Raw genomic sequence first — 23,289 nt, 5'->3', positions numbered from 1 at the left:
GCGCGAGACCCGACTCTCTGGTCCTGCGGAGTCGAGTAAAATTCAGATGGACTCGCGGGGATTTGAACCCCGGGCCTCTTCCTTGCGAAGGAAGCGATCTGCCGCTGATCTACGAGCCCGCACCCGGAATCAATCGCCGTTCGTATTTGTACCTTACCTTTCGACGACCCGCACGCGGGTGGTTCGCAGGCGACGGCGGGCGCCGCGGCTCGCGACGAAGGCCGCCGATACCGACGGAATTAGATAGCCGCCCGCCCGATGTGCAGTCGAAACGATCCGCCCGGTGGCCATCAAACCGAGCCTAAACCAGATTAACGTTTTTGGGACGCATCCCACATTCGTTACCCTTTTGCGTGCGGACGACCCAGATCCGGGCATGGCAGAAGCGACGGCGACGGCGGACCCCGACCCGGCCGCGATCGCGGCCCTGAAACACGTCGGGCTCGTCGGCGGCCTGACCGAGACGAAGGTGTCGTGCGCGGCGCTGGGCGACCGCCTCGACGCCTCGACGCAGACGGCGTCCCGGCGGCTCCAGACCCTCGAATCGGCGGGCTACATCGAGCGCGACGTGGTCGGCGACGGCCAGTGGGTGCGCGTCACCGACGCGGGCGAGGCGGCCCTCCGCGCGGAGTACGCAGACTACCGCCGGCTGTTCGAGAGCGAGGTGGAGCTCGTCCTCCGCGGCGCCGTCACCGGCGGGATGGGCGAGGGGCGCCACTACATCACCCTGCCGGGCTACGCCGAGCAGTTCCGCGAGCGCCTCGGCTACGAGCCGTTCCCGGGCACGCTCAACGTCGACCTGAGCGAGGAGAGCGTCCGGCGGCGCGGCGAGATGGCCGGGATCGAGGCGGTCCCCATCGACGCGTGGGAAGACGAGGACCGCACCTACGGCGCGGCCTCGTGTTACGGCGTCACCCTCGTCGCCGGCGACGAGCGCTACGAGTCGGTCCACGCGATCGTCCCCGACCGGACCCACCACGACGACGACCAGCTAGAGCTGATCGCCCCCGACCGGCTCCGCGACGAGCTCGACCTCGACGACGGCGACGAGGTCGAGGTCCGGGTGAGCGCGACGAGCCGCGCCGACGACCCCGCCGAGAGCGAGGCCCCCGACCGCGAGGACCGGGAGACGGAGGTGGCCTGATGCGCGCCGACGTCGACGCCGACGGGGACGCCGAGGTGGCCCCGGGAGGCGACGCCGGGGCGACGGCCGACGGCGGGGCGACCACCGAGGGCGAGGCGGGCAAAGCGGGTGACGCGGCCGACGCGTCCGAGTCGGTCGAGCGCGCGCTCGCCGCCTTCCGCGCCGGCGACCCGGTCTGCGTCCACGACTTCGCGGACCGCGAGGGGGAGACGGACATCGTCTACCCCGCCGGGGCGGTCGACGAGGCCGCGGTCGCGCACATGCGCAACGACGCCGGCGGGCTGATCTGCGTGGCCGTGAGCGACGCCGTGGGCGACGCGTTCGACCTGCCGTTCCTCGCGGACGCCATCGACCACCCCGCGGTCGACGACGACCCCGACTACGACGACCGCTCCTCCTTCTCCCTCCCCGTGAACCACCGCGAGACGTTCACCGGGATCACCGACGCGGACCGGGCGCGGACCGTCTCCGAGCTCGCGAGCGCGGCCGACCGCGTGCGGGACGATCCGACCGGCTACGGGCCGGAGGACTTCGCCGCGGAGTTCCGCGCGCCCGGCCACGTCCACGTGCTGCGCGGCGACCGCGACGGGCTCGGCGGCCGGACCGGACACACCGAGCTCGGGCTCGCGATGGCCGAGGCCGTGGGCGCCGCGCCCGCCGCCGTCGTCTGCGAGATGCTCGACGACGAGACCGGCGACGCGCTCGCGCCCGCGGACGCCGCCGCCTACGCGGCCCGCCGCGGCATCCCCTACGTCGAGGGCGCCGCCCTCGTCGAGGCGCTGAAGTAATCGACCGCCGCTGCGGTCGGCGCGCGCCTGCGAGCGGTCGCCCCCGGCGACCGCGAGCCAGCACGTGCGAGGGACGCGGTGAGCGCTCGCAGAGCGCGAACCGCGAGGCTGGGGAGGCGTGAGGCTGCGGTGCGGGGCGGGTGGGACTCAAAGGGGCAGCCGGGAGGGCGAAGCCCGGCGACGGAAGCACCGCAGCGAGCAATGCGAGCGAGGAGCGCACCGAGCCGCGCGAGTCCCGCGAGCAGCGCGAGCGGGACCACGAACGTCGCAGCCCGCGCAGCGAAGCGAGCAGGAACGACGTTCGGAGGTCCTCCCGGCTGGGGCTTTGGAAGTGTTTGTCGTTGTCCCGTTGGAGGAATCGAAACTCCATTCCTCGCGACGGACCCGGTCGGTTGTTACAGTTTTAAGACCGCCGGCCGCAACCACGAACCATGGGATTCGACGAGATGGACGTCGACACGATCTGGAAGAACGGGGAGTTCCTCGACTGGGAGGACGCGACCACCCACGTTCTGACCCACGCGCTCCACTACGGGAGCGGCGTGTTCGAGGGCGTCCGCTGTTACGACACCGAGCGGGGGCCGGCGGTGTTCCGCTGGGACGAACACCTCGACCGGCTGTTCGACTCCGCGAAGATGTACGACATGGACATCGAGCACTCCCGCGAGGAGATCACCGAGGCGACCCTCGAACTCCTCGACCGGCAGGACCTCGACTCCGCGTACATCCGGCCGATCGCCTACTACGGGTACGACTCGCTGGGCGTCTCGCCGAAGGACTGCCCGACCGACCTCGTGCTCGCGGCGTGGCCGTGGGGGGCGTACCTCGGCGAGGAGGCCCTCGAAGACGGCGTCGACGTGATGGTCTCCTCGTGGCGGAAGCACGCCTCCTCGCAGGTGCCGACGAACGTGAAGACCACCGGCCTCTACGTCAACTCCATGCTCGCGGGCGAGGAGGCCCGGCGGAACGGCTACGTCGAGGCGATCGTCCTCAACAAGGAGGGGAACGTCGCCGAGGGACCGGGCGAGAACATCTTCATGGTGAACGACGGCGAGATCTACACCACCGGTCCCGCGCAGTCCATCCTCGAAGGGATCACCCGCGACACCGTCATCACGCTCGCGGAGGAGCGCGGCTACGAGGTCCACGACGAGGCCGTCATCTCTCGGGGACAGCTGTACACCGCCGACGAGCTGTTCTTCACCGGCTCGGCGGCCGAGGTCACCCCGATCCGCTCCGTCGACGACACCGAGATCGGCGCGGGCACCCGGGGACCGGTGACCGAGGAGCTCCAGCAGGCCTTCTTCGACCTCGTCGAGCGGCGGACCGACGACCACGACGAGTGGTTCGCCTACGTGTAGCGGTTCACGGCGCACCGCGACCCGCGGGAAACCGCGATTCGCGGCGCACCGCGGCGCACCGCGCTCAGTCGGTCTCGCCGTCGGTCGGAGGGCGTTCCGTCTGTCCGGGCGTGCCGTCGGTGCGGACGCCGCCGACCCCGCCCGGGCGGTCGGCGTCGCCCTCGGGCGGACGCTCCTCCTGAACGGGGACCTGGTGGGCGGACTCGGCGAAGCCCGCCGAGAGGACGCGAGTCATCCCCTCCTCGACCGTCTCGCCGGTCTCCTCGATGCGCTCCGGCTCGACCTCGATGACGAAGCCGGTGGTGATGTTCGGCGCCGTCGGCATGAACAAGACGATCTTCCCGTCGCGGGTCTTCTTCCCGGTGCGGAACGCCGTCATGCGGATCCCGGGCCACGTCTCGATGTACACCGGGCTCTGGAGCTCGTCGGTCCCGGAGACGGCCGTCTCGATCGCGAGCTTGGAGGCGTTGTACACCACGCGCAGCGCGGGGATCCGGTTGATCGCGCCGTCGACGGCCGACTCCGCCAGCCGGCCGAACGTCGTCCGCATGAAGTAGCCGACCGCGAGGACGACGGTGGCGAACACCGCGAGCGCGATGACCACGCGGGAGACCGGTTCCAGCGGGCCGGGGATGATCGCCGGCTGGAGCCCCTCGATGAGGGGGATCGAGGCGATGTAACGGTAGATCCACTGAATGACGAGGAGGAGGACGAGGAGGGGCGCCAGCACGATGAGCCCGCTGGCGAAGTCGCGTTTCCACGTGGACATCTGTCGAGTTGGTATGTGGCGGCGACGCTTAAGAGGGCTTCCACGCGTCGGCGACCCGGAACCAGCCGGCGACCCGGAACGCTCGTCGTCGCCACCGGCGAGCGACCTGAAATGCTCGCCGCCACCGTCACCGGCCGGCGACCGCCCGGAGCGCGAACGTCAGGTTCTCCTTGCGCTCGCGGACGCGCCGGTAGAAGTACGAGAGCCACTTGTCGCCGAACGGCGCGTACTGGACCACGTCGACGCCCTGCGCGGCCAGGTCGCGCTGGGCGTCCTCGCGGACCCCCATCAGCATCTGGACCTCGTAGTCGGTACCGTGGTCCCGGGCGAGCCGGTCCGCCAGCGAGATCATCGCCGGGTCGTGGCTGCCGACGGCGACGCCGCGGTCCCGGTGCTCGAAGAGGACGCGGAGGTCCTCGCGGTACGCCTCGTCGACGCGGGCCCCGTCCGTGTACGCGACCGACGCCGGCTCGTCGTACGCGCCCTTCACGAGCCGGATCGCCCCGGGGACGTCGACGAGGCGGTCGAGGTCGTCGCGGGTGCGCCTGAGGTTCGACTGGACGCACTGCCCGACGCGCCACGGGTACTCGGCCGCGATCGACTCGAAGGCGTCGAGGGTGTCGTCGGTGGTGTCGGCGCCCTCCATGTCGCACCAGACGAAGGCGTCGAGCGCGTCGGCGCGAGCGACGATCTCCCGGTAGTGCTCCTCGAAGAGCTCGGCGGAGGCGTCGAGCCCGATCTGCGAGGGCTTCACCGAGATCCGGGCGTCGAGGCCGCTGTCGGCGATGTCGTCGAGCAGAGAGAGATACGCGTCGGCGTCGGCGCGGGCGGCCGCCGGGTCGTCGTAGTGCTCGCCGAGCAGGTTGACGACGACGGCGATCCCGTCCTCGTTGCACGCGCGGACGTGGTCGAGGGCCTCCGGGACGCTCTCGCCGGCGACGAACCGCCGGGCGATCGGGGGGAGCATACCCGAGATGGGGGCGGCGGCGACTTCACTGTTGCCGAGCCGAGGGCCGGCCCCGTCCGGCGCGGATCCGTGGTTTATAAATCGCCGACGCCTGTCCACCGCGTATGATCGGCTCGCTCGTCGCGACGGCGTTCTGGGCGATGGTCCCCGCGTACGTGCCCAACAACGCCGCGGTGCTCGCCGGCGGCGGCCGCCCCATCGACGGCGGCCGCGAGTGGCGCGGGGCGCGCCTGCTCGGCGACGGGAAGACGTGGCGCGGCACGGCGGTCGGCACCCTCGTCGGCGTCGCCCTCGCGCTCGCGCTCAACCGCCTCAACGACCCCGCGAGCGCCGCGCTCGGGGTCGACCTCCCGACGTTCGCGCTCCCCGCGGCGGTCGCGCTCGCGTTCGGCGCGATGTGCGGCGACATCGGCGCCTCCTTCCTCAAGCGGCGCTCCGGCCGCGAGCGCGGCGCCGCGTTCCCCGGGCTGGACCAGCTCGACTTCGTCGTCGGGGCGCTCGCGGCCGTCGCCGTCGTCGACACCGACTGGGCGCTGGCGACGTTCACGCCCGCCGTCCTCGCCGCCGTCCTCGTGATGACGCCCGTCCTCCACGTTGTCACGAACGTCGGCGCCTACCTCCTCGGCCTGAAGGACGAGCCGTGGTGAGGGAGCGCGGCCGCGACCGGCCGCGAGGCCGAGCGGCCGAGGGCGCCGCCGGATCCGACGGAGCCGGCGAAGCCGACGAAACCGATGGAACTGGTAGAATCGACGGAACCGACCGATCCGGCCGATTTCCTCGCGACGACCGATCGCGCGTCGACGTTTCTCCGGACTGACGGGAACGGTGAGAAGATATTTATGTTCGCGTGGTATTCGTTCACACGCATGTCTAGTAGTGCACCCAGCTCGGACGACGACGTGCTCGACGAGTTCCTCTCCGACCGCGGCCACGAGACGGAGATCGTACGCTGGGAGCGATCCTATAACAAGCTCCAGTGTCCGGAGTGCGGTGCACTCCACCCCGAGGGAACGGCGCGGTGTGACGTCTGCGACTGGCGCCCGACCTGACGCCGACGACGGCGCAGGGGGGATTAGCGGTTTTCTTTCGCCTAGACTCGGCGGCAGCATTATGTGGGATCAATCGATACAGTCGACCATGCCGACCTGCCAGAACTGCGGTTCGTTCGTCACGACCGATTACGTTCGGGTGTTCACCCCGAACGAGGTCGACCGCCCTCGCGTCTGCCCCGCCTGCGAGGACCTCGTCCGCGACGGCGCCGACGTTCGGGAGGCCCGCGCGACCCGAAGCAACTGACCCGTCGACGGAGGCGATCGCTGGGTTCCGACCGGAGCGGCCCCGAGCCACGGCGTTTAAGGAGAACCGGGATCACGGGTAGACAATGACCGATCCCACGGTGACGCGACTGTTCGGCGGTCCGGGCAGCGGGAAGACCACGGCGCTCCTGGACCGCGTCGAAGGGATTCTCGAAGACGACGACGCCGATATCCGCGACGTCCTCGTCGTCTCGTACACGCGCGCGGCCGCCGCCGAGATCCGCGAGCGCCTCGCGGAGCGGCTCGACGTCTCCCCGCGCAGCCTCCAGGGGAACGTGAGCACGATGCACGCGAAGGCGTACGAGCTGCTCGATCTGTCGCGCGGCGACGTCGTCGGCGAGGACGACAAGGAGGCGTTCTGCGAGGAGTACGGCATCGAGTTCGAGGACCAGCACGGCGGCGCCGGCCGCCGGACCGCGCGGTCGACGACCATCGGCAACAAGATCATCGCCACCTCGCAGTGGCTCCAGCGCACCGAGCGCGACGTGGCCGACTGGTACGACGTGCCCTTCCAGTGGAACGTCGAGGAGGTCCGGCTGCCGCCCGAGGAGGACCCCAACGCCCAGCAGGGGAACAAGTACACCCCGACGTGGCCCTCCGACGACGACCGGATCGACATCCCCGAGACGATCCGGGCGTGGCGCGGCTACAAGGGCGACAACGACCTCGTCGGCTTCGCGGACATGCTCGAACGCGTCGCGCAGCGCTCGCTCGTCCCGAGCGTCGACTACCTGATCATCGACGAGTTCCAGGACATCACGACGCTGCAGTACAACGTCTTCGAGGAGTGGCGCCCGCACATGGAGAAGGTGCTCATCGCCGGCGACGACGACCAGGTCGTCTACGCGTGGCAGGGCGCCGACCCCGACCTCCTGCTGGACACCGAGGTCGACGAGGACGTGGTCCTCCCGAACTCCTACCGGCTCCCCTCCGAGATCCTCAACGTCGTCAACGCCGAGATCCGCCACATCGACAAGCGCCAGGAGAAGGACCTCCACCCGCGCAAGGAGGGCGGCACCGTCGAGGCGATCCAGGCGCCGTCGATGATCGAGCTCGTCCGGAACGTCCGGTACACGGTCGAGGACGACGAGGGCGACATCATGTGCTTGTTCCGCGCGCGGTACCAGATGTTCGACTTCATCGACGAGTTCATCGACCACGGGATCCCGTTCACGATGCTCACCGACGGGCGGATGTGGACCGACCGCGTGCAGGACTACGTCAGCGCCGTCGAGAAGGCGGAGGCGGGCGATCCCGTGAACGGGCTGGAGGCCCGGCGGCTCGCCGACATGCTCCAGGACTCCGCGTTCGGCACCCACGACCGCGACGAGTTCTACGACTTCCTCGACGACCGCGAGGAGGCCGCCGACGCCGACGACGTCTCCCTGATCGAGGTGACGCCCGACGAGCTCGACGACCACATCCCCTTCATGCCGGACACCGCGAGCGCCGACGACATGGTCCGGAAGGTGACGAGCTTCCAGCGCAAGTCGATGGGGGCGTACTTCGACGGCGACTACGGGGAGACGGACCCGACCCGCGTCCGCGTCGGCACCATCCACTCCGCGAAGGGCCGCGAGGCGGACCACGTGTTCGTCGCGACCGACCTCACGGAGAAGGTCGTCGAGCAGATGGCGGCCTCCATCGACGACCCGACCGACGTCGACGGCGTCGACGAGTTCACGAAGGCGACGAGCCCCGTCCCCGTCCTCACGGACAACGAGCGCCGGGTGTTCTACGTCGGGATGTCCCGCGCCCGCGAGCGGCTCGTGATCATGGAGAGCCTCATCGGCGGGGCGCCGACGCTCCCGATCAGCGTCCTCCTCTTCAACGAGCTCCGCGACGAGACCCCCGAGGAGCTCGTCGAGGAGGTCCAGGCCGAGCTGGCGGTCCCCGAACCGGAGCCGTGAGCGACGGGGGCGAGGGGGACGGCGGCGACGCCGCGCTCGCCGGAGGCGACCGCCGGCTCCGACCCCTCCGAACCGACCTCACCCCGATCGCCGAGGCCGTCGCGGCCGCCGACGCCGACGCGTTCGTCGCGGTCGGCGACCGCTTCGACGACGACGTGCGGTACCTCACGCGCTTTTCCGGCCCGGACCGAGCGTCCGCGCTGGTGGTGGTTCCGGAGGACGGGGCCGAGGGCGACGACGAGGACCGCGACGGCGACGGCGCGGGCGGCCGCGGCGCGGTTGCCCGCGCCGTCTGCTGCCCGCCGAGCCTCTTCGCCGAGCAGGCCGAGCGGGAGTTCGTCGGGAGCGCGCGCGCTCGAAGCGACGGTGAGAGCGACGGCGACGCCGGCTTCCACGACGGCGTCGCCCGCGAGGTCCGGACCGAGAGCGTCGGCGACCACGCCGGGGAACGCGCGGCCGCGGCGGTCGCGGCGCTGCTCGGCGACGGCGACGCGACGGAGGACGAGGGTTCGAACGGCGACGGCGGGTCGAACGCCGACGGCGCCGCCGACCGCACCCTCCTCGTCCCGCCCGCGGTCCCCCACGACGCCGCCGTCTACCTCGAACGCGCCGGGAACGCGCTCGCGTCGACCGACGCGGTGACGACGACGCGGGCCCGGAAGACCGGCGCGGAGCTCGACCGCCTCCGCCGCGTCCAGCGCGCGGCGGCCGCGGGGATGGCGCGCGCGGAGACCGTGCTGGCGGGCAGCGAGGTCGACGAGGGCGACGCGGGGAGACCGATCCTCCGGTGGGCGGGCGCCCCCCTGACGACCGAGCGGCTCCGGCGCGAGGCGAACGCGGTCCTCGCCGCCCGCGGCGTCCGCGACGCCGGCAACACCGTGATCGGCGCCGGCCCGTCGGCCGCGGACCTCCACTACGTCGGCGACGAGCCGGTCCGGCCGGGCGAGACGGTGTTGCTCGACATCTCGCCGCGCGGCCCCGACGGCTACTACGGGGACCTGACCCGGACGTTCGTCGTCGACGGCGACGGCGGCTGGGAGCGCCGCGCGTACGTCGCGGTCGAGGCCGCCCGCGAGGCCGCGCTCGCGGAGGTCGAGCCCGGCGTGCCGGCGAAGACCGTCCACGGCGAGGCGGCCGCCGAGCTGGCCGCCTACGGCTTCGATCCGAACGCCGGCGAGGGCGAGGCGGGGTTCACGCACGGCACCGGTCACGGCGTGGGCGTGAGCCTCCACGAGTCGCCGTCGCTGTCGGCAGGGGGGGCAGGCAAGCTGCGATCGGGACACGTCGTGACGGTCGAACCCGGCGTCTACGACCCGGACGTCGGCGGCGTGCGGCTGGAGGACCTCGTCGTCGTCACCGAGGACGGGTACGAGCTCCTCGCGGAGTATCCGTTCGGAATCGTGCCGGAAGAGCGGTAGGGAGCGCGGCGCGACTCACTTCTCCGATGCATCCGTCGGCGCCGAATCGGTCGCGTCCGCCTCGGCGGCGTCCTCGCCCCGGAGCTGTCGCGGGAGCAGTCCCGAGATCAGCCCGCGGAGGATCCGGCCCGGGTCGAGGAAGTACTGGGGGAGGACGACCATCGCGACGGCGACGACGAGCAGCCCGGCGCCGAGCGCGACCTCGCCGGCGAACAGCCGGATAACGGCGTAGTTCGCGAGCGGCAGCGCGAAGACCAGCGACGCCGCCAGCCCGATCATGTCGGTCAGCCCGAGGTTCATTGGCGGCGGGTTGGCGCCGGGCGTTCAAAAGGGGCGCGGGAGGGAGGGGAACGGGCGCCGAGAGGTCGGCCGAACACCGAACCGATATGTGTCGCGCGCGCCCAGTTCCGGTATGTTCACCGGCATCGTCGAGGGCACCGGGACCGTCCGCGAGCGGACCGAGACCGAGGACGGGCTCCGGCTTCGGATCGGCGTCGACGGCTTCGACGACCTCCACCACGGCCAGTCGATAAGCGTCAGCGGGGTCTGCCTGACCGTCGAGGAGTACGATACCGGCGCCGACGCGAACGGCACCGACGAGGGAGGCGCCGACGGCTGGTTCGAGGTGTTCCTCGCGAGCGAGACGGTGGCGAAGACGTACCTCGGCGACGTCGGTGAGGGCGACGCCGTCAACGTCGAGCGCGCGATGCCCGCCGACGGGCGGTTCGACGGCCACGTCGTGCAGGGCCACGTCGACACCGTCGCCGAGGTGACGGGGATCGAGCGCGTCGGCGAGGACTGGCGGTTCACCTTCGCGATTCCCGAGGGCCACGCCGACTACCTCGTCGACAAGGGGTCGGTGACGCTCGACGGGATCTCGCTGACGGTCGCGGAGAAGCGCGAGGCGGAGTTCGACGTCGCGATCATCCCGACGACGTACGAGCTGACGACGCTCTCGAAGAAGTCGGTCGGCGACCCGGTCCACCTAGAGGTCGACGTGATCGCGAAGTACGTCGAGAACATGCTGGAGGGGTACGCCTGAGAGGTGATATGGCGAGGCGGCGATTCGAAACCTCGGGTAGATCGGCCGTGTAATTCCGGGGCCGAGACCGCAGTGGACTCCGTCAAACAATCAGTCGCTCTTTTATAAACCGGTGTCTACGGATCGGCGGCGAACACCTCCAAAGCCCCAGCCGCGAGGGCTCGGTGCGCTCGCTGCGCTCCTCGTCACTCGCTTCGCTCGTTCCTGCGGTCCTTGCGTCGCGCGCCTTCGCCCTCGCGACTGCCCCTTTGAGTCCCGCCCCGCACGGCACCGCACAGCACCTCACGCCTCCCCAGCCTCGTCACCGGACTACGTCCGGTTGCAAGCGAGAGCTTCGCTCTCGCCCTGTCGCTGGCGACTGGCGCCGCCAGCGACTCCCTCGCGCGTGCTGACTCGCGGCCGCCGGGGGCGGCCGCTCACAGGCACGCGCCGGCCGCATCGACGGTCCGCTCAGTCCGGCGGATCGACTGTCCCCCGCACAGAGCATCCGCGAGCGAAGCGAGCGGTTCACCGACGGCGAGGCGAACGCCGAGCCGTCGGATTTTTCCCTCCAGGTTTTTCGAGGAGAGGTTCCAGAAGCGAACGAAGTGAGCGAAGGAACCCGACGAGAAAGAGGTGGTCAGTCGTCGTGCGCGTCCTTCGCCCCGTTCACCGTCTCGCGGACGGCGTCGACGCCCTCGTCGTGGAGCAGGTCGCCGACGACGATCACGTCGCTGTGGGCGGCCATCTCGTTGGCCGACTCGTAGTCCGAGATTCCGCCGCCGTAGAAGAGCGTGGCGTCGTCGAGCGCGTCGTGGGCGGCGGCCACCTTCTCGGTGTCGCCGAACGTGCCCGAGTACTCGACGTAGACGATCTCCTGGCCGAACATGCGCTCCGCGACCTTCGCGTACGCGCCCACGTCGTCGGCCGCGAGGTCGCAGTTCGCGTCGGTCACCTCCGCGACCGCGGCGTCGGGGTTGAGGACGATGTACGCCTCGGTGTGGGTCCGGTCCCAGTCGAGGTCGTCGATGCGGACCCACTCCTTGTGCGCGCCCGTGATCCAGAACGGGCCGCCGGCGTTGAACACCGTCGGGATCAGGTAGCCGTCGAGCGCGGGCGAGTCGATGACGACGCCGGGGTTCGACGGCTCCTGGTACAGCGGGACGTCGTACTCGGCCGCGGCGTCGACGACGCGCGTCATCTTCTCCGCGGTGACGTCGAGGGTCCCGCCGATCTCGATCGCGTCGGTGCCGGTGCGGCAGACGTCCTCGAAGGTCTCGCCGTCCCGCAGTTCCTTGTCGGGATCGACCTTCAGCACGTGGTCCCAGTCGTCCCACGGGTTACTCATCGGCAACGACTCCACCGGGCGGCACCAAAAAGGTGCGGAACCTGCCTCGTCGTCCGTCCCTCGGCGAACCCCGCGCCGCTCACAGCAGGTCGTCGAGCTCGTCGTTGTCGAACGCGGACGCGGGGTCGACCCGCTCCTCCGCCTCGTCGCGGACCGCCTGCCGGGCGCGTTCGAGGAACGCCTCGACCCGGCGGGAGCGCTCGACGCCGCCGAGCAGCACGAGGGCCGCGATCCGGTCGGAGTCGAGCGGGAAGTCGCCGCCGCGCACCTGCGTCGACCCCGTCTCCTCCTGGAGCCACTTGCGCGCCTTCTCCGCGCCCTTCCGGGAGATCCGGTCCGGGTCGCCGGCGACGGCGACGAGGGCGGCGTCGGCGTCGGTCGCGTTCGGGAGCGACATGCCCGTCATCACCGCGCTCCGGACGGTACTCATCACGGTCGCGACGTTCTCCTCGGCGTCCTCGGCGGCCGGCGCCGAGGCGAACCCGACCGCCGCCATTCCGCCGGCCCGAAGCGTGTTGATCACCTCGCTCGTGTCGACGACGGACTCGCCGACGCCCTCGACCGCCTCGCCGGCGGCCAGGAGGAGGCCGACGCGCCGCGCCATCGACTCGTTGATCGCGGCGTAGCCGCCCTCCACCGACTCGCCCGCGGAGCGCCACGCGTCGTTGTCGAGCAGGAGCGTCGCGTCCGCCTCGCGGACGAGCGTCTTCAGCGAGCGTCCCGCGTTCACCTGGTACATCGCGCCCTCGTCGCGGCCGGGGAGGATTCCGATCGCGTACACCGGCACGTCGTACACCCGGCTCAGCTCGCGGACGAGCACCGGCGCGCCGCCGGAGCCGGTGCCGCCGCCGAGCCCGGCGACCACGAACAGCGCCTCGGCCTCCGCGGTCACCTTCGGCGCGAGCGCGTCCAGCACCTCGGTCGCGTCCTCGTCCATCACGTCGGCGGCGAGCTCGTTGTCGCCGCCGACGCCGTGGCCGTTCACCCGCGACTGCCCGACGAGGACCGCGTCGAGCGGGAGGGGATCGAGGTCCGCCGCGGCCGTGTTGACCGCGAGCGCGTCGAGCACCGCGCCGTAGCCGGCGTCGGCGTCGAACCGGGCGAGGGCGGTCGCGAGCTTCCCGCCCGCCTGCCCGACGCCGAGGAGGACTGTCTTCATGATCGGTGGATACCGGATCCGACGTATTACGCCTTCCCCCGAGTTTAAGTGCGAAATCGGGCCCAACGGGCGACATGTCGAACGCCACCGACGACGGGCGTCGGCGCCCGGACCGCGGAGAGCGATCGCACGCCGCCGGAACCGACGGACGGGGGGACCCGCGGATCGAGGACCGACTCGACGAGCGCCTCAGCGCGGTCGAGCGCGCCGTGACGGAGTCCGACGCCGCCGTCGCGGACCTCGGGGACAGCGCCGCGGCCGCGGCGGAACGCGAGGCGCTGGAGTCGCGCGTGGCCGAGCTCGAATCGCGCGTCGAGGAGCTGGAGGCCGCGACGCAGGCGATCAGGGGGTACGTGGGGTCGATCCGGGCCGTCAACCGCGAGGTCGAACGCCGGGCCGACCTCGCGCTGGCGAGGGCGAGCTGCGGCGGGGACGCCGCCGCGGAGACCGCACCGCGGAGCGAGGCCGACCGCGCCGGCGCGGACCCGGACGGCGCCGGTCCAGGCGACGCGGTCTCGGGAGACGCGTCCCCGAGCGAGGCGGTCCCGGGCGAGGCGGCGCTCGACGCCGCCGTCCCCGAGGACGCCGCCGCTCCGAGAGGTGCCCCCGATCGGGGCGACGGGGGAGGAGCCTCCGACCCGGAGGCCGTCGAGTCCGACGGGGAGGCGGACGGATCGTGGCGAGACGGGCCGTTGGACCGACTCCGTGAGTCGCTGTAACGCGGGCCGTCCGACGGGTTCGGAGGCGGTGCCTCGGAACGGGGCCCCGGCGGGAGGGACGCGGGATCCGTGATCCGCGTCGTGCTCACGGTCCTCGTCGCCGTCGCCCTCCTCGCGGCGGCGGCGCCGGCGCTCGAAGACGCCAGGGCGAGCACGACCGTCGAACGGCTCGACACGGAGGTGGACCGGATCGAGCGCGTCGTCGGCGATCTCACCGCGGGCTCCGTGAGCGTCGCGGACCCCGCGCTCGCCGCGCGAACGACCCTGACCGTCCGGGTCCCGAGCGGGTTCGCGGCCGCGCCGGTCGACGGCGTCGCGCTCGTGGAGACCGGGGGCGTCGACGAGAGCGGCTCGACGACGACGGAACGGGGAGCGACGGACGCCGCGGAAGCGGAGGCGACGGCGACGGACGCCGCGGAGGCGGCGGCAACGGTCGACGACACGGAAGCGAGCGTCGCGCTCCGGTACCGGATCGACGGCGGCCGCGAGCGGACCGTCCAGATCGCGCCGGGGGTCGCGGACGCGACCGTCGCGGTCGACGGGGGAGCGATCGCGCTCCGGCCGGGCGGCGAGAGCCGGCTGGTCCTCCGCCTCGTCGACGACGGCGGACCGACAGTCCGGATCGCCAGGATCGGGTGAGCGCTTATATGCGATGCCGGGGGCACGCCCGCCGTGAACCTCGATCTCCCCTCGCTGTCGCGGATCGGCGGCGGCGAGCCGCCGCTGCGGTCGCTGCCGTGGACCGACGCCGAGCGGGACTGCCGGTGCGAACCGTCGTTCCGGGAACCGGTCGGAACGGGCGTCGGCGACCGCGCCGTGCTCGCGGTCGACGCCGGCGACTGCCCCGGCCGCGGCGACCTCGCCGAGAGCCCGGACTGCCTGGCGACCGTCGTCGAGGCGCTGACCGAGCGCGACGCCGACGTGATCAGGACCCGTCACCGGGGGCGCGAGCGGGCCTACGCCGGGCGGGCCGCCGCGTGTCTCGTCGCGGCGGGTCGGTTCCGCGAGCGGATCGGCTTCCACGAGACCCGGCTCGCCGACCGCGTGACGTGCGACCCGGTCGGCGCCGCCCGGGAGGCAACCGGGCGCGAGGGGCCGCCGGCCCGGATCGCCGCGGAGACGGGCCTCTCGACGGTCGTCGAGGGCGCCGACGAGGTCGGGGACGTGTTGCGAGCGCACGTCGGACCGCGGATCGCGGCCGCGCGGGTCGCGACCGCGCCGCCGCCGGGCGCCGAACTCGTCGATCGCTGGGGGCTGGATACCGGCGCGACCGTCCGGTTATACGAGGGGTCCGGACCGCTCCGGACGTATCACCTCACGCCGCCGGTCCGGGACCTCGACGACGGGGCGGTCGGACGGCTCGACGACGCGAAGCGGCGCCTGCTCGACGACCCGACCGGAGGGGCCCGAGCGCCGGGGCGCGCCGCCCGCGCGGCCGCGGAGGACGGCGACCCCGTCTCGACGCTCGCCGAGGTACTGCGTCGGCACACGCGGGGCTACGGGGCGTTCGAACACGTGTTCGCCGACGACCGGGTGAGCGACGCGACGCTGTCGGCGCCGGTGACCGAGAACCCGCTCCGCGTCGTCGTCGACAGCGAGCGCTGTCGGACGAACGTGCGGCTCCCGCCCGAGGGGGCCGCCACGCTCGCGTCCCGGCTCCGCCGGACCAGCGGTCGGGGGTTCTCGCGCGCGAGCCCCACGCTCGACGCGACGCTGGAGACGGACGCCGGCCGCGTCCGCGTGGCCGCGACGACCGACCCCGCCAGCGACGGCCTCTCGTTCGCCTTCCGCCGCGGCGACCCCGACGCGTGGACCCTCGCGCGGCTCGTCGACGTCGGCACGGTCACCCCGGCCGCCGCCGGCCTCCTCGCCGTCGCCGTCGGGCGCGGCGTGACCGGGCTCGTGGCCGGCGGACGCGGCGCGGGGAAGACGACCGCGCTCGGCGCGCTCCTGTGGGAGCTCCCCGCGGAGACGCGGTCGATCCTGATCGAGGACACCCCCGAGCTCCCGGCGAGCGCCCTGACGGCCGCCGGGCGGGACGCGCAGCGGCTCCGCGTCGGCGACGGGGCGGAGCCGTCGCCGAGCGACGCGGTCCGGACCGCGCTCCGACTCGGCGGCGGGGCGATCGTCGTCGGCGAGGTCCGCGGCGAGGAGGCGCAGGCCCTCTACGAGGCGATGCGCGTCGGGGCGACCGGCGAAACGGTGCTCGGGACGATCCACGGCGAGGACCCGGCCGCGGTCCGGGAGCGGGTGGTCTCCGACCTGGGCGTGTCGCCCTCGTCGTTCGCCGCGACCGACCTGATCGTCCTGCTCGACGACCACCACGTCGACGTGATCGCCGAGGTCGTCGGACGCGACGACGGCGCCGCGTTCGACCCGCTGTTCGAGCGAACGGGCGAGGGGCTGGCGCCGACCGGACGGATCGACCGCGGCGAGAGCCGGCTCGTCGAGCGACTCGCGGGGACAGACGGATCGTACGCCGCGGCCAGGGCGGCCGTCGAGGACCGGGGGGAGCGGATCCGCGAGGCGGTCGCCGCCGGGCGGACCGACCCGGAGCGCTACGTCGAGTTCGTCGGCGCGGACGGTGAGACGGGATGACGGGACCGGTCGAGGGTCCGGCCGACGGCTCGGTCCGCGGGCGGGGAGACGGCGACGCGGCCGGGTCCGCGGAGCTCCGCCGCGCGATCGCGTTCCTCGGCTGGGAGACCCCGGCCGAGCGCGTCGTCGAGGTCGGCCATCGCGCCGGCGTCGGCGCCGGCCTCCTCTCCGTCGCCGCGCTCTCCCTCGTCGTCGGGCCGGTCCCGGGGGCGCTCGCCGGGCTCGCCTGCGGGCTGACGGCGACCCACGCGGTCCATCGGACGCCGGTGTGGCTCGGGGAACTGCGGCGGACGCGTGCGCTCGGGGCGGCGCCCGGTCTCGTCGGCCGGCTCGTGTTGCGGATGCGGCTGGACCCGTCGGCGGAGCGCGCCGTCCGGTTCGCCGCGCGCACCGGGGACGGGCCCCTCGCCGAGGGGCTGGCGCGCCACGAGCGCGGGAGCGCGAACGGGCCGACGAGCGGGCTCCGGGCGTTCGCCCGGGAGTGGCGCCCGTGGTTCCCCGCGATCGACCGCGCCGCGGCGCTGGTCCGGACGGCGGCGTCGGCGCCGGCGGAGCGGCGGGGGCGCTGCCTGGACCGCGCGCTCGACGCGACCGTCACCGGGACGACCGACCGGCTCGCGGCGTTCGTCGGCGAGGTCCGCGGTCCCGTCTCCGCGCTGTACGCCTTCGGCGTACTGCTCCCGCTTGCGCTGATCGCCCTACTGCCCGCGGCCGCGGCGTCCGGAGTGCCGATCGGGGCCGGCGTCGTCACCGGGCTGTACCTCGGCGTCCTCCCCGCCGGGCTGCTCGCCGCGTCGGCGTGGCTGCTCTCGCGGAGACCGGTCGCGTTCGCGCCACCGTCGATCGACGGCGACCACCCGGACGTGCCGGAGCGCGGGCGACGCGCCGTCGCGGCCGGCGCGGTCTCCGGGGTCGTCGCGGCCGCGACCGCCGCGCGGCTGGTCGCCGGGTGGACCGCGCTCGTGGCCGGAGCGGGCGTCGGGACGGGGGCGGCGCTCCTCGTCGGCGTCCGACACCGACGGGCGGTGCTCTCCGAGATCCGCGCCGTCGAGCGCGGGCTCCCGGACGCCATGACCGTCATCGGCGGCGACGTGGCCGAGGGCGTCGCCGCCGAGACGGCGATCGCGAACGCCGGCGAGCGGCTCGACGGCGCGACCGGCGAGCTGTTCGAGCGCGCCGGCCGTCGCAGCGAGACGCTCCGAGTGAGTGTGCGGGAGGCGTTCCTCGGTCGGGGCGGGCCCGCCGTTCCGGTCCCGTCCCCGCGGGTCCGCGGCGCGGTGGCCCTGCTCGCCGTCGCCGCCCGAGAGGGGCGCCCGGCGGGCGACGTGCTCCTCGAACTCGCCGACCAGCTGGAGGAGCTCCGCGCGCTCGAAACCGACGCCCGGCGACAGCTCGCGACCGTGACGGGGACGCTGACGAACACCGCCGCGGTGTTCGCGCCGCTCGTCGGGGGCGCGACCGTCGCGCTCGCGACGGGGATCGAGACGGTCGACGCCGGCGGGTTGGGAGCCGGGGCGACCGCCGGCGCGGACGTCCTCGGAGTCGGCGGCGGGGACCCCGCCGGCGCCGGAGGCGCGGGCACGGCCGAGGGAGACGCCGGCGGCGGCTCCGGAACGCTCTCCGTCCCCCTGCTCGGTCGGGTCGTCGGCGCCTACGTCCTGATCCTCGCGGCGCTGCTCACCGCGCTGGCGACGGGGCTGGAACGCGGGTTCGACCGGACGCTGGTGGCCTACCGCGTGGGGATCGCGCTGCCGACCGCGACGGCGACGTACCTCGTCGCGTTCGTCGGCGCGGAGGCGTTGCTGTAGCGACCGCCCCCCGACCGCTCCGTAGCGACCGACCCCCGACCGCCGCCCGCGTGCTTCGGGCGGTCGGTTAAGTATCATGCCGCGGCCAGCCGCTCCGTGTTCGAGACCAACCTCGACGCGACGTACGCGTGGCTCGGCCTCGCCGCCGTGAGCGTCGCGACGGCCGGCGTCGCCGCGACGCTCCCCGCGTCGCCCCCGCCGGACGCGGCGGGCGTCGCACACACGGTCGAAACGGTCGCCGACGGGGAGTACCCCGCGACGGCGGAACACGGCATCGCCGCCGACCGGATCCGCCTCACGCCTCGGTCGATCTCGCTGGGCGGGGAGGGCGGCAGCGCTCGGGCGCCGCTCCACGGACCGCGGATAACGCCGGTTCCGACGGGCCGACGAGGCGGAGCCGGCGACGACCGGCTTCGACGGGTACTGGAGGGGGTTCCACCGGGCGCGGCGTTCGACGGTCCCGACGCGCTGTCGGCGGCGGCTGAGCGCGCCCGGGCCGTCGACCACGGCTGGCGATCGGCACCGGAGCGGCTCACCGTGCGGCGCGTGCACTACGGAGGGGTACATGTCACGCTCGTCGGGTGAGGCGTTCGATCCGGGAGACGGGACCGCGGACCGCGCGGCGGTCGAACCCCTCGCCGCGCTCGTCGCGGTGGTGGCCGTCGGCGCGGCGCTGGGGCTGTACACCGTCGCGCTCGACGACGCGACGGTCGACCGGGAGCGACCGGGCGCCGAGACGGCGCTCGACCGGACCGAGCGGGCGGCGACGGTCGGCGGCGTCTTGGAGCCGGACCGACTCCGCGACGCGGCGCCGTTTCGGTATCCGACGACGGTGACGGTCGAGGCCGACGGGACGACGTGGCGGGTCGAGTCGGGCGAGGACGCGCCCGGTCGCGCGGCGGTCGAAGCCGCGGACGCGGTCGCGGTCGCCGAGCGACCGGTGACCGTGCGAGTCGGGCCGGGCCGGAACGTCCGCGGGACGCTTCGCGTGGGGGTCCGCCGGTGACGAGCACCGTGCTCGACGTGACGGTCCTCCTCCTCTGCGTGTCCGCGGGCGTCGTCACGCTCTCCGGCGTCGGCGGCGACGTCGGGGTTCGAGGCCCGAGCGCCGGCGAGACGGCCGACCGACTGGTGACGGAGACGGTGACCGTGCGGTACCGAGCGCCCGCGGCGGCGAACGGTACCCGGGGGATACGGGCGACGCGGGCGGAGCTGCTCGCGCTGCTCGTCGCCGACGTCGGAGGTTCGAACGGCGAGCGGGGCGCCGCTCAGGACCGCGACAACGGGACGGCGGAGGCGTTCGAGTCGCGAGCGACGGCGGCGGTCGCGGCGGGGCTCGGCGAACGGACGCGGATCGACGCGACGGTTCCGACCCCCGCGAACCGGGGGCGCGGAACCGGGGGAGCGACCGCCGGCCACTCCGCACCGACTCGCCGCGACGTCCGGCGGGGAGCCGAGCCGAGGGCCGTGTTGGAGGCGTCGAACGCGTCGGAACCCGCTCGGCGAGACGATTCCGGTCGTGGCTCGAATCGAAGCGAACCGGCCCGGTCGGCGGCGGCCGAGCCGACGGCACCGGTCACCGTCGGCGCCGAGCCGCCGCGGGGCGCCGACGTCGTGACCGCGGTCGTCACGCACCCGATGCCGAGCGGAACCGAGGCGGACGGGGCGATGCGAATCGTCGTGAGGCGGTGGTGACCGTGCCGGATCGCGGAGCGCCGAGGCGCCGGCGCGGGCGCGGCGGATCGGACGAGCGAACCGGGAGGCGGTTCGCCGTCAACGAGCGCGCCCGCGTCCCCTTCGCGCTGATCGGCGTGCTGCTCCTCGTGACGAGCACGGCGTACGCCGCGGGGATCGCGGACCAGGGGCTCGTCGGCGAGGACCGGAGCGTCGAGCGGGCCGTCGAGCGCGTCGACGCCGACGCCACGGCCGCGCTGCGGGCCGCGGCGCGCGAGGCGGCGCACGACGCGGCGCGAGAGCCGGTGACGCGGGCGCCGACCGGCGGTGCCGGAGCCGAGGCGGTACGCGAGGGGTCGGCCTTCGCCGACGCGTTTCGGATCCGGTTCGCGGTCGCCGGCGCCGACGCGCTGTCCGCCGTCGACGCGGAGGTCGGATCGGTGACGGCGTCGGCGTCGCTGCCCGCGGTCGACGAGCGGGAACTCTCGGCGGCCCGCGACCGCGTCCGCGTCGAGCCGGCCGCGAACGGGACGGCGACGCGCGTGACCTTCGAGGGGGTGGAGACGACCGCGACGCGGGACGGACGGACGCTCGTGAACCGCAGCGCGGACAGGACCGTCGTGGTGGCGGTGCCGACCCTCGCCGCCCACCGGCGGACGCAGCGGTTCGAGGCGCGGCTCGACAGGGGACCGGTCGAGGGACCGGGGCTCGGCCGACAGCTCACCGCGAGCCTCTATCCGATGACCTGGGCGCGCGGCTACGCCCAGTACGCCGGGGCGCCGGTCGAGAACGTCCTCGCGAACCGCCACGTGGAGCTGTCGACGAACGCGGGGCTCGTCCGGACCCAGCGGGCCGTCTTCGGAACGAGCGACCCGGACGCCCGCGGCGGGGTCGCGCGGGCGACCGCGCGGACCGGGCTGACCGACCTCCTCGCGCCGACCGGGCTCAAGGAGGGGTCGTGGACCGACACGGTGCTCGGGGCGCCGACGCCGACCGGTTCCGGCGGCGTCGCGGCGGGGTCGCGCGCCGGAACGGGCTCGAACGGGGACGCGAGCGAGGACGCCGCGTTCGAGACGGAGACGGACCGGACCGACGAGGAGACGGCGGTCCGGATCGGGCACGCAGCCGACGTCGGAGCGACCCGCGTGCACGGCGACCTCGACGAGGTGATCGACGGGTCGTACCGGGTCGAGGCCGAGGTGGAGACCGCGACGGTGCAGGTCGCCGACGGGGGGCGACTCTCGCCCCCGTCACCCGGCGGCGACTGGCACCGCGTCGACGAGTCCCGGTCGGAGGGCCTAACCGGCGTCTCGGGGAGTGACGTGCCGGGAGGGGTCCCCGCGGGGCTCGTCGCTCCCGGCGAGCCGGTCTCGTTCGGCGACGCGAGCCGCGAGGTGACGGTCGAGCGCACCGCGACCGCGACGTGGGAGCGGGAGGTCGTGGAGCGGGGTCCGAACGGCAGCGTCGTCGACCGAACCGTGTACCGGACGACGACCGGCGACGAGGCGACCGACCGCTACCGCGTCGCGATCGCGGTGACGGGCCGGCACGCCCCCCGCGACGACGCCCCGGACCGGCCCGCGGCGACGTTCGGAGCGGGAAGCGCGGCCGAGGCCACGGATCTGCAGGGAACGCCGGAGGCCGCTCGATCGGCGCTCGACGTCGGTACGGCGGCCGAGGTGGACCGGCTCGCTCGCGACGCCGTCCGGAGCGGCGACGTCGGCGACGCGACGGTCGTCCACGGGTCGCCGTCGGCCGGCGAGCGGGACCGCGCGGCGGCCGACGTCGCCGCGCTCGCCGCCACGGTCCGGGAGTTCGAGACCGACGCGTCGATGGAGTCGGCGGCGGTCGGCGAGGCGGAGCCGTACGCCGACCGCGCCGACGCGGTCGGCGACCGCCGGGCGGGGCTCGGCGACGCGCCGGCGACGTACGACGGGGCGAGCGACCGGGCGCGGACCGCCGCCCGCGCCGCGTACGTCGACGCCGTCGTCGCGGAGCTGGAGGCCGCCGCGGCCGACCGCGAGACTGCGACGGACGGGTTCCTGGACCGGGTGAACGGCGCGTTCAGCGGTCCCTCGGTCGGCGACGTGATCGCCGCCCGCGAGGCGGCGAAGGACCCGGGTACCTACACCGTCGACGGCGGTCCGGGCGGATCGGTGACGTTCTCGCCGCGGGGGGCGCCGGGGTACCTGCCGCGGACGGCGGTCGACGGCGAGCGGCTGGCGGGCGTCGAGGAGGCGTCGACCCGGCCGCTCGCCGTCCGCAATCTCAACTACGTCACCGTCCCGTACGGCGACCTGTCGAGCGGGATCGTGGACCGGATCCTCGGGGCCGGCGATACGGTCCGGATCGGCACCGCCGGGCGGGCGCTCCTGCTCGCCGAGAAGGCGCTAGCCGCGAGCGACGACCCCGGCCTCCGCGACGACCGGGACGCCCTCGCGGATCGGGTTGACGAATCGCTGCGGGCCGTCGATCGGGACCTCGAGGGCGTGCTGCGGGACCGGACGTCGCTCTCGGGCGAAGCGCGGCGCGGAGCGGTCGACGAGGCCGCGGCATCCTACGATTCGGCGGGCTACCGAGCGGCCGCGGTGGGCGACGGCGAGTACGCGGAGCGCGTCGCCGCCGAGGCCGCGACCGCCGGCGGGCTGTCGACCGCGGCCGAGGCGTCGCTGGCCGCGCACCTCCGCGTCGCGCTCCGGCGGGCGGCCGGCGGGGACGACGCCCGCGTCCCGACGCGGTTCGTCGAGCCGCCGACCGAGGGCGCGCGGCTCCTGCTCAGGGACCGCATGGAGAAGGCGATCGAGCGGGAGGCCGCGCGCGCCGGCGAGGCCGCGACCAGGGAGCTCGGCGAGCGGGCGGCCGAGGAGTTCGGCGAGAAGTGGTCGCTGAAGCCCGCCCGGAGCGTCGGCGCGGGGCTGCCGGTCGCCCCGGTGCCCGGCTACTGGGTGACGACCGTGAACGCCTGGCGCGTGCAGGTCCGCGGGGAGTACCCGCGGTTCGCCCTGCGGGCCGACGTCGGCACGCCGGGGAAACCGTTCGAGTACGTCCGACGGGAGGGCGACGTGACGCTCGACGTCGACGGGGAGTCGGTCCGCCTCGGAGCGACGGAGCCGATCCGGTTCGAGACGGGGACCGTCGTCGTGCTCGCGGTGCCCGCCGGCCCGCCGGGGGTCGGCGACGTCGACGGCGTCCGCGACGAGACCTCGCCCGGGTGGCCGTGTCCGGGCGCGACGGCGGCGTCGGAGGGAGGGGAGGCGAGCTGCGCCCCGCCGTGAGCCGACCGCAGCCG

Annotated in this window: 22 protein-coding genes and 1 tRNA gene; 17 read left to right on the top strand and 6 right to left on the bottom strand. The window is 74.0% G+C overall.

Annotated features, from left to right (window positions below):
- Nucleotides 1–47: 47 nt before the first annotated feature.
- Nucleotides 48–119, bottom strand: a tRNA-Ala gene (locus ACFQMF_RS09100).
- A 257-nt stretch (nucleotides 120–376) separates the two neighbouring features.
- Between ACFQMF_RS09100 and ACFQMF_RS09095 the strand changes: the two genes are divergently transcribed.
- The 3 genes from ACFQMF_RS09095 (at nucleotide 377) to ACFQMF_RS09085 (ending at nucleotide 3,293) form a co-directional block, all read left to right on the top strand.
- Nucleotides 377–1,144 (top strand): CTP-dependent riboflavin kinase, encoded by a 768-nt coding sequence (locus ACFQMF_RS09095; RefSeq protein WP_256409845.1) that lies wholly within the window; start codon nucleotides 377–379, stop codon nucleotides 1,142–1,144.
- Nucleotides 1,144–1,932 (top strand): 3,4-dihydroxy-2-butanone-4-phosphate synthase, encoded by a 789-nt coding sequence (gene ribB / locus ACFQMF_RS09090; protein ID WP_256409846.1) that lies wholly within the window; start codon nucleotides 1,144–1,146, stop codon nucleotides 1,930–1,932. Before ACFQMF_RS09095 ends, ribB begins: the two co-directional genes overlap by 1 nt.
- A 431-nt stretch (nucleotides 1,933–2,363) precedes the next feature.
- The gene (locus ACFQMF_RS09085; protein ID WP_256409847.1) at nucleotides 2,364–3,293 is read left to right on the top strand and encodes a branched-chain amino acid transaminase; all 930 of its coding nucleotides are present in this window, start codon (nucleotides 2,364–2,366) and stop codon (nucleotides 3,291–3,293) included.
- Between the two features lie 64 nt (nucleotides 3,294–3,357).
- On the opposite strand, the gene ACFQMF_RS09080 is transcribed toward ACFQMF_RS09085, so the two are convergent.
- Both ACFQMF_RS09080 and ACFQMF_RS09075 read right to left on the bottom strand, forming a co-directional pair.
- Complete coding sequence (locus ACFQMF_RS09080; protein ID WP_256409848.1) at nucleotides 3,358–4,062, bottom strand: DUF502 domain-containing protein; 705 nt, start codon at nucleotides 4,060–4,062, stop codon at nucleotides 3,358–3,360.
- A 127-nt stretch (nucleotides 4,063–4,189) separates the two neighbouring features.
- Nucleotides 4,190–5,029 carry a proline dehydrogenase family protein gene (locus ACFQMF_RS09075; RefSeq protein WP_256409849.1) on the bottom strand — a complete coding sequence of 280 codons (840 nt, stop codon included), beginning with the start codon at nucleotides 5,027–5,029 and terminating at the stop codon, nucleotides 4,190–4,192.
- A 104-nt stretch (nucleotides 5,030–5,133) separates the two neighbouring features.
- On the opposite strand from ACFQMF_RS09075, the gene ACFQMF_RS09070 reads away from it, so the two are divergent.
- The 5 genes from ACFQMF_RS09070 to ACFQMF_RS09050 all read left to right on the top strand — a co-directional run bounded on the left by ACFQMF_RS09070 (nucleotide 5,134) and on the right by ACFQMF_RS09050 (nucleotide 9,673).
- Nucleotides 5,134–5,676 (top strand): CDP-2,3-bis-(O-geranylgeranyl)-sn-glycerol synthase, encoded by a 543-nt coding sequence (locus tag ACFQMF_RS09070; protein ID WP_092565637.1) that lies wholly within the window; start codon nucleotides 5,134–5,136, stop codon nucleotides 5,674–5,676.
- A gap of 219 nt (nucleotides 5,677–5,895) precedes the next feature.
- Complete coding sequence (locus ACFQMF_RS09065) at nucleotides 5,896–6,078, top strand: HVO_0416 family zinc finger protein (protein ID WP_092565639.1); 183 nt, start codon at nucleotides 5,896–5,898, stop codon at nucleotides 6,076–6,078.
- Nucleotides 6,079–6,166: 88 nt separating this feature from the next.
- On the top strand, nucleotides 6,167–6,325 hold the full coding sequence (locus ACFQMF_RS09060) for a DUF7563 family protein (RefSeq protein ID WP_008002314.1): 159 nt from the start codon (nucleotides 6,167–6,169) through the stop codon (nucleotides 6,323–6,325).
- An 85-nt stretch (nucleotides 6,326–6,410) separates the two neighbouring features.
- Nucleotides 6,411–8,255: a UvrD-helicase domain-containing protein gene (locus tag ACFQMF_RS09055; protein WP_256409850.1), complete on the top strand. Its 1,845-nt coding sequence runs from the start codon at nucleotides 6,411–6,413 to the stop codon at nucleotides 8,253–8,255.
- Nucleotides 8,252–9,673 (top strand): M24 family metallopeptidase, encoded by a 1,422-nt coding sequence (locus tag ACFQMF_RS09050; RefSeq protein WP_256409851.1) that lies wholly within the window; start codon nucleotides 8,252–8,254, stop codon nucleotides 9,671–9,673. The genes ACFQMF_RS09055 and ACFQMF_RS09050 overlap by 4 nt, the downstream gene beginning before the upstream one ends.
- A 15-nt stretch (nucleotides 9,674–9,688) precedes the next feature.
- Here ACFQMF_RS09050 and ACFQMF_RS09045 read toward each other — a convergent pair whose 3' ends face one another.
- The gene (locus tag ACFQMF_RS09045) at nucleotides 9,689–9,973 is read right to left on the bottom strand and encodes a DUF7533 family protein (RefSeq protein WP_256409852.1); all 285 of its coding nucleotides are present in this window, start codon (nucleotides 9,971–9,973) and stop codon (nucleotides 9,689–9,691) included.
- 112 nt (nucleotides 9,974–10,085) lie between these two features.
- On the opposite strand from ACFQMF_RS09045, the gene ACFQMF_RS09040 reads away from it, so the two are divergent.
- Nucleotides 10,086–10,715, top strand: a complete 630-nt coding sequence (locus ACFQMF_RS09040; RefSeq protein WP_256409853.1) for a riboflavin synthase — start codon at nucleotides 10,086–10,088, stop codon at nucleotides 10,713–10,715.
- Between the two features lie 619 nt (nucleotides 10,716–11,334).
- Here ACFQMF_RS09040 and ACFQMF_RS09035 read toward each other — a convergent pair.
- Together ACFQMF_RS09035 and ACFQMF_RS09030 are read right to left on the bottom strand one after the other, a co-directional pair.
- Nucleotides 11,335–12,042, bottom strand: a complete 708-nt coding sequence (locus ACFQMF_RS09035) for a phosphoglycerol geranylgeranyltransferase (protein ID WP_256409854.1) — start codon at nucleotides 12,040–12,042, stop codon at nucleotides 11,335–11,337.
- A 79-nt stretch (nucleotides 12,043–12,121) separates the two neighbouring features.
- A complete protein-coding gene (locus tag ACFQMF_RS09030; RefSeq protein ID WP_256409855.1) occupies nucleotides 12,122–13,201 on the bottom strand; it encodes a tubulin/FtsZ family protein in 1,080 nt (359 codons plus the stop codon).
- A 74-nt stretch (nucleotides 13,202–13,275) separates the two neighbouring features.
- Between ACFQMF_RS09030 and ACFQMF_RS09025 the strand changes: the two genes are divergently transcribed.
- The 8 genes from ACFQMF_RS09025 to ACFQMF_RS08990 all read left to right on the top strand — a co-directional run bounded on the left by ACFQMF_RS09025 (nucleotide 13,276) and on the right by ACFQMF_RS08990 (nucleotide 23,275).
- A complete protein-coding gene (locus tag ACFQMF_RS09025) occupies nucleotides 13,276–13,920 on the top strand; it encodes a DUF7310 family coiled-coil domain-containing protein (protein WP_256409856.1) in 645 nt (214 codons plus the stop codon).
- 69 nt (nucleotides 13,921–13,989) lie between these two features.
- Nucleotides 13,990–14,559 carry a DUF7311 family protein gene (locus tag ACFQMF_RS09020; RefSeq protein ID WP_256409857.1) on the top strand — a complete coding sequence of 190 codons (570 nt, stop codon included), beginning with the start codon at nucleotides 13,990–13,992 and terminating at the stop codon, nucleotides 14,557–14,559.
- Nucleotides 14,560–14,592: 33 nt separating this feature from the next.
- On the top strand, nucleotides 14,593–16,518 hold the full coding sequence (locus ACFQMF_RS09015) for an ATPase, T2SS/T4P/T4SS family (protein WP_256409858.1): 1,926 nt from the start codon (nucleotides 14,593–14,595) through the stop codon (nucleotides 16,516–16,518).
- Nucleotides 16,515–18,326: a type II secretion system protein gene (locus ACFQMF_RS09010; protein WP_256409859.1), complete on the top strand. Its 1,812-nt coding sequence runs from the start codon at nucleotides 16,515–16,517 to the stop codon at nucleotides 18,324–18,326. The genes ACFQMF_RS09015 and ACFQMF_RS09010 overlap by 4 nt, the downstream gene beginning before the upstream one ends.
- Before the next feature lie 96 nt (nucleotides 18,327–18,422).
- The gene (locus tag ACFQMF_RS09005) at nucleotides 18,423–18,911 is read left to right on the top strand and encodes a DUF7283 family protein (RefSeq protein ID WP_256409860.1); all 489 of its coding nucleotides are present in this window, start codon (nucleotides 18,423–18,425) and stop codon (nucleotides 18,909–18,911) included.
- On the top strand, nucleotides 18,892–19,332 hold the full coding sequence (locus ACFQMF_RS09000; RefSeq protein ID WP_256409861.1) for a DUF7285 family protein: 441 nt from the start codon (nucleotides 18,892–18,894) through the stop codon (nucleotides 19,330–19,332). Before ACFQMF_RS09005 ends, ACFQMF_RS09000 begins: the two co-directional genes overlap by 20 nt.
- On the top strand, nucleotides 19,329–20,021 hold the full coding sequence (locus ACFQMF_RS08995; RefSeq protein ID WP_256409862.1) for a DUF7284 family protein: 693 nt from the start codon (nucleotides 19,329–19,331) through the stop codon (nucleotides 20,019–20,021). Before ACFQMF_RS09000 ends, ACFQMF_RS08995 begins: the two co-directional genes overlap by 4 nt.
- A gap of 2 nt (nucleotides 20,022–20,023) precedes the next feature.
- Nucleotides 20,024–23,275 carry a DUF7286 family protein gene (locus ACFQMF_RS08990; protein WP_379791869.1) on the top strand — a complete coding sequence of 1,084 codons (3,252 nt, stop codon included), beginning with the start codon at nucleotides 20,024–20,026 and terminating at the stop codon, nucleotides 23,273–23,275.
- The last annotated feature ends 14 nt before the right edge of the window (nucleotides 23,276–23,289 follow it).

It is taken from the genome of Halorubrum rutilum (assembly GCF_042665015.1).
Lineage (GTDB): Archaea > Halobacteriota > Halobacteria > Halobacteriales > Haloferacaceae > Halorubrum > Halorubrum rutilum.
The sequence above is the reverse complement of the archived record's forward strand: the minus strand, read 5'-3'. Positions and strand labels throughout refer to the sequence as shown.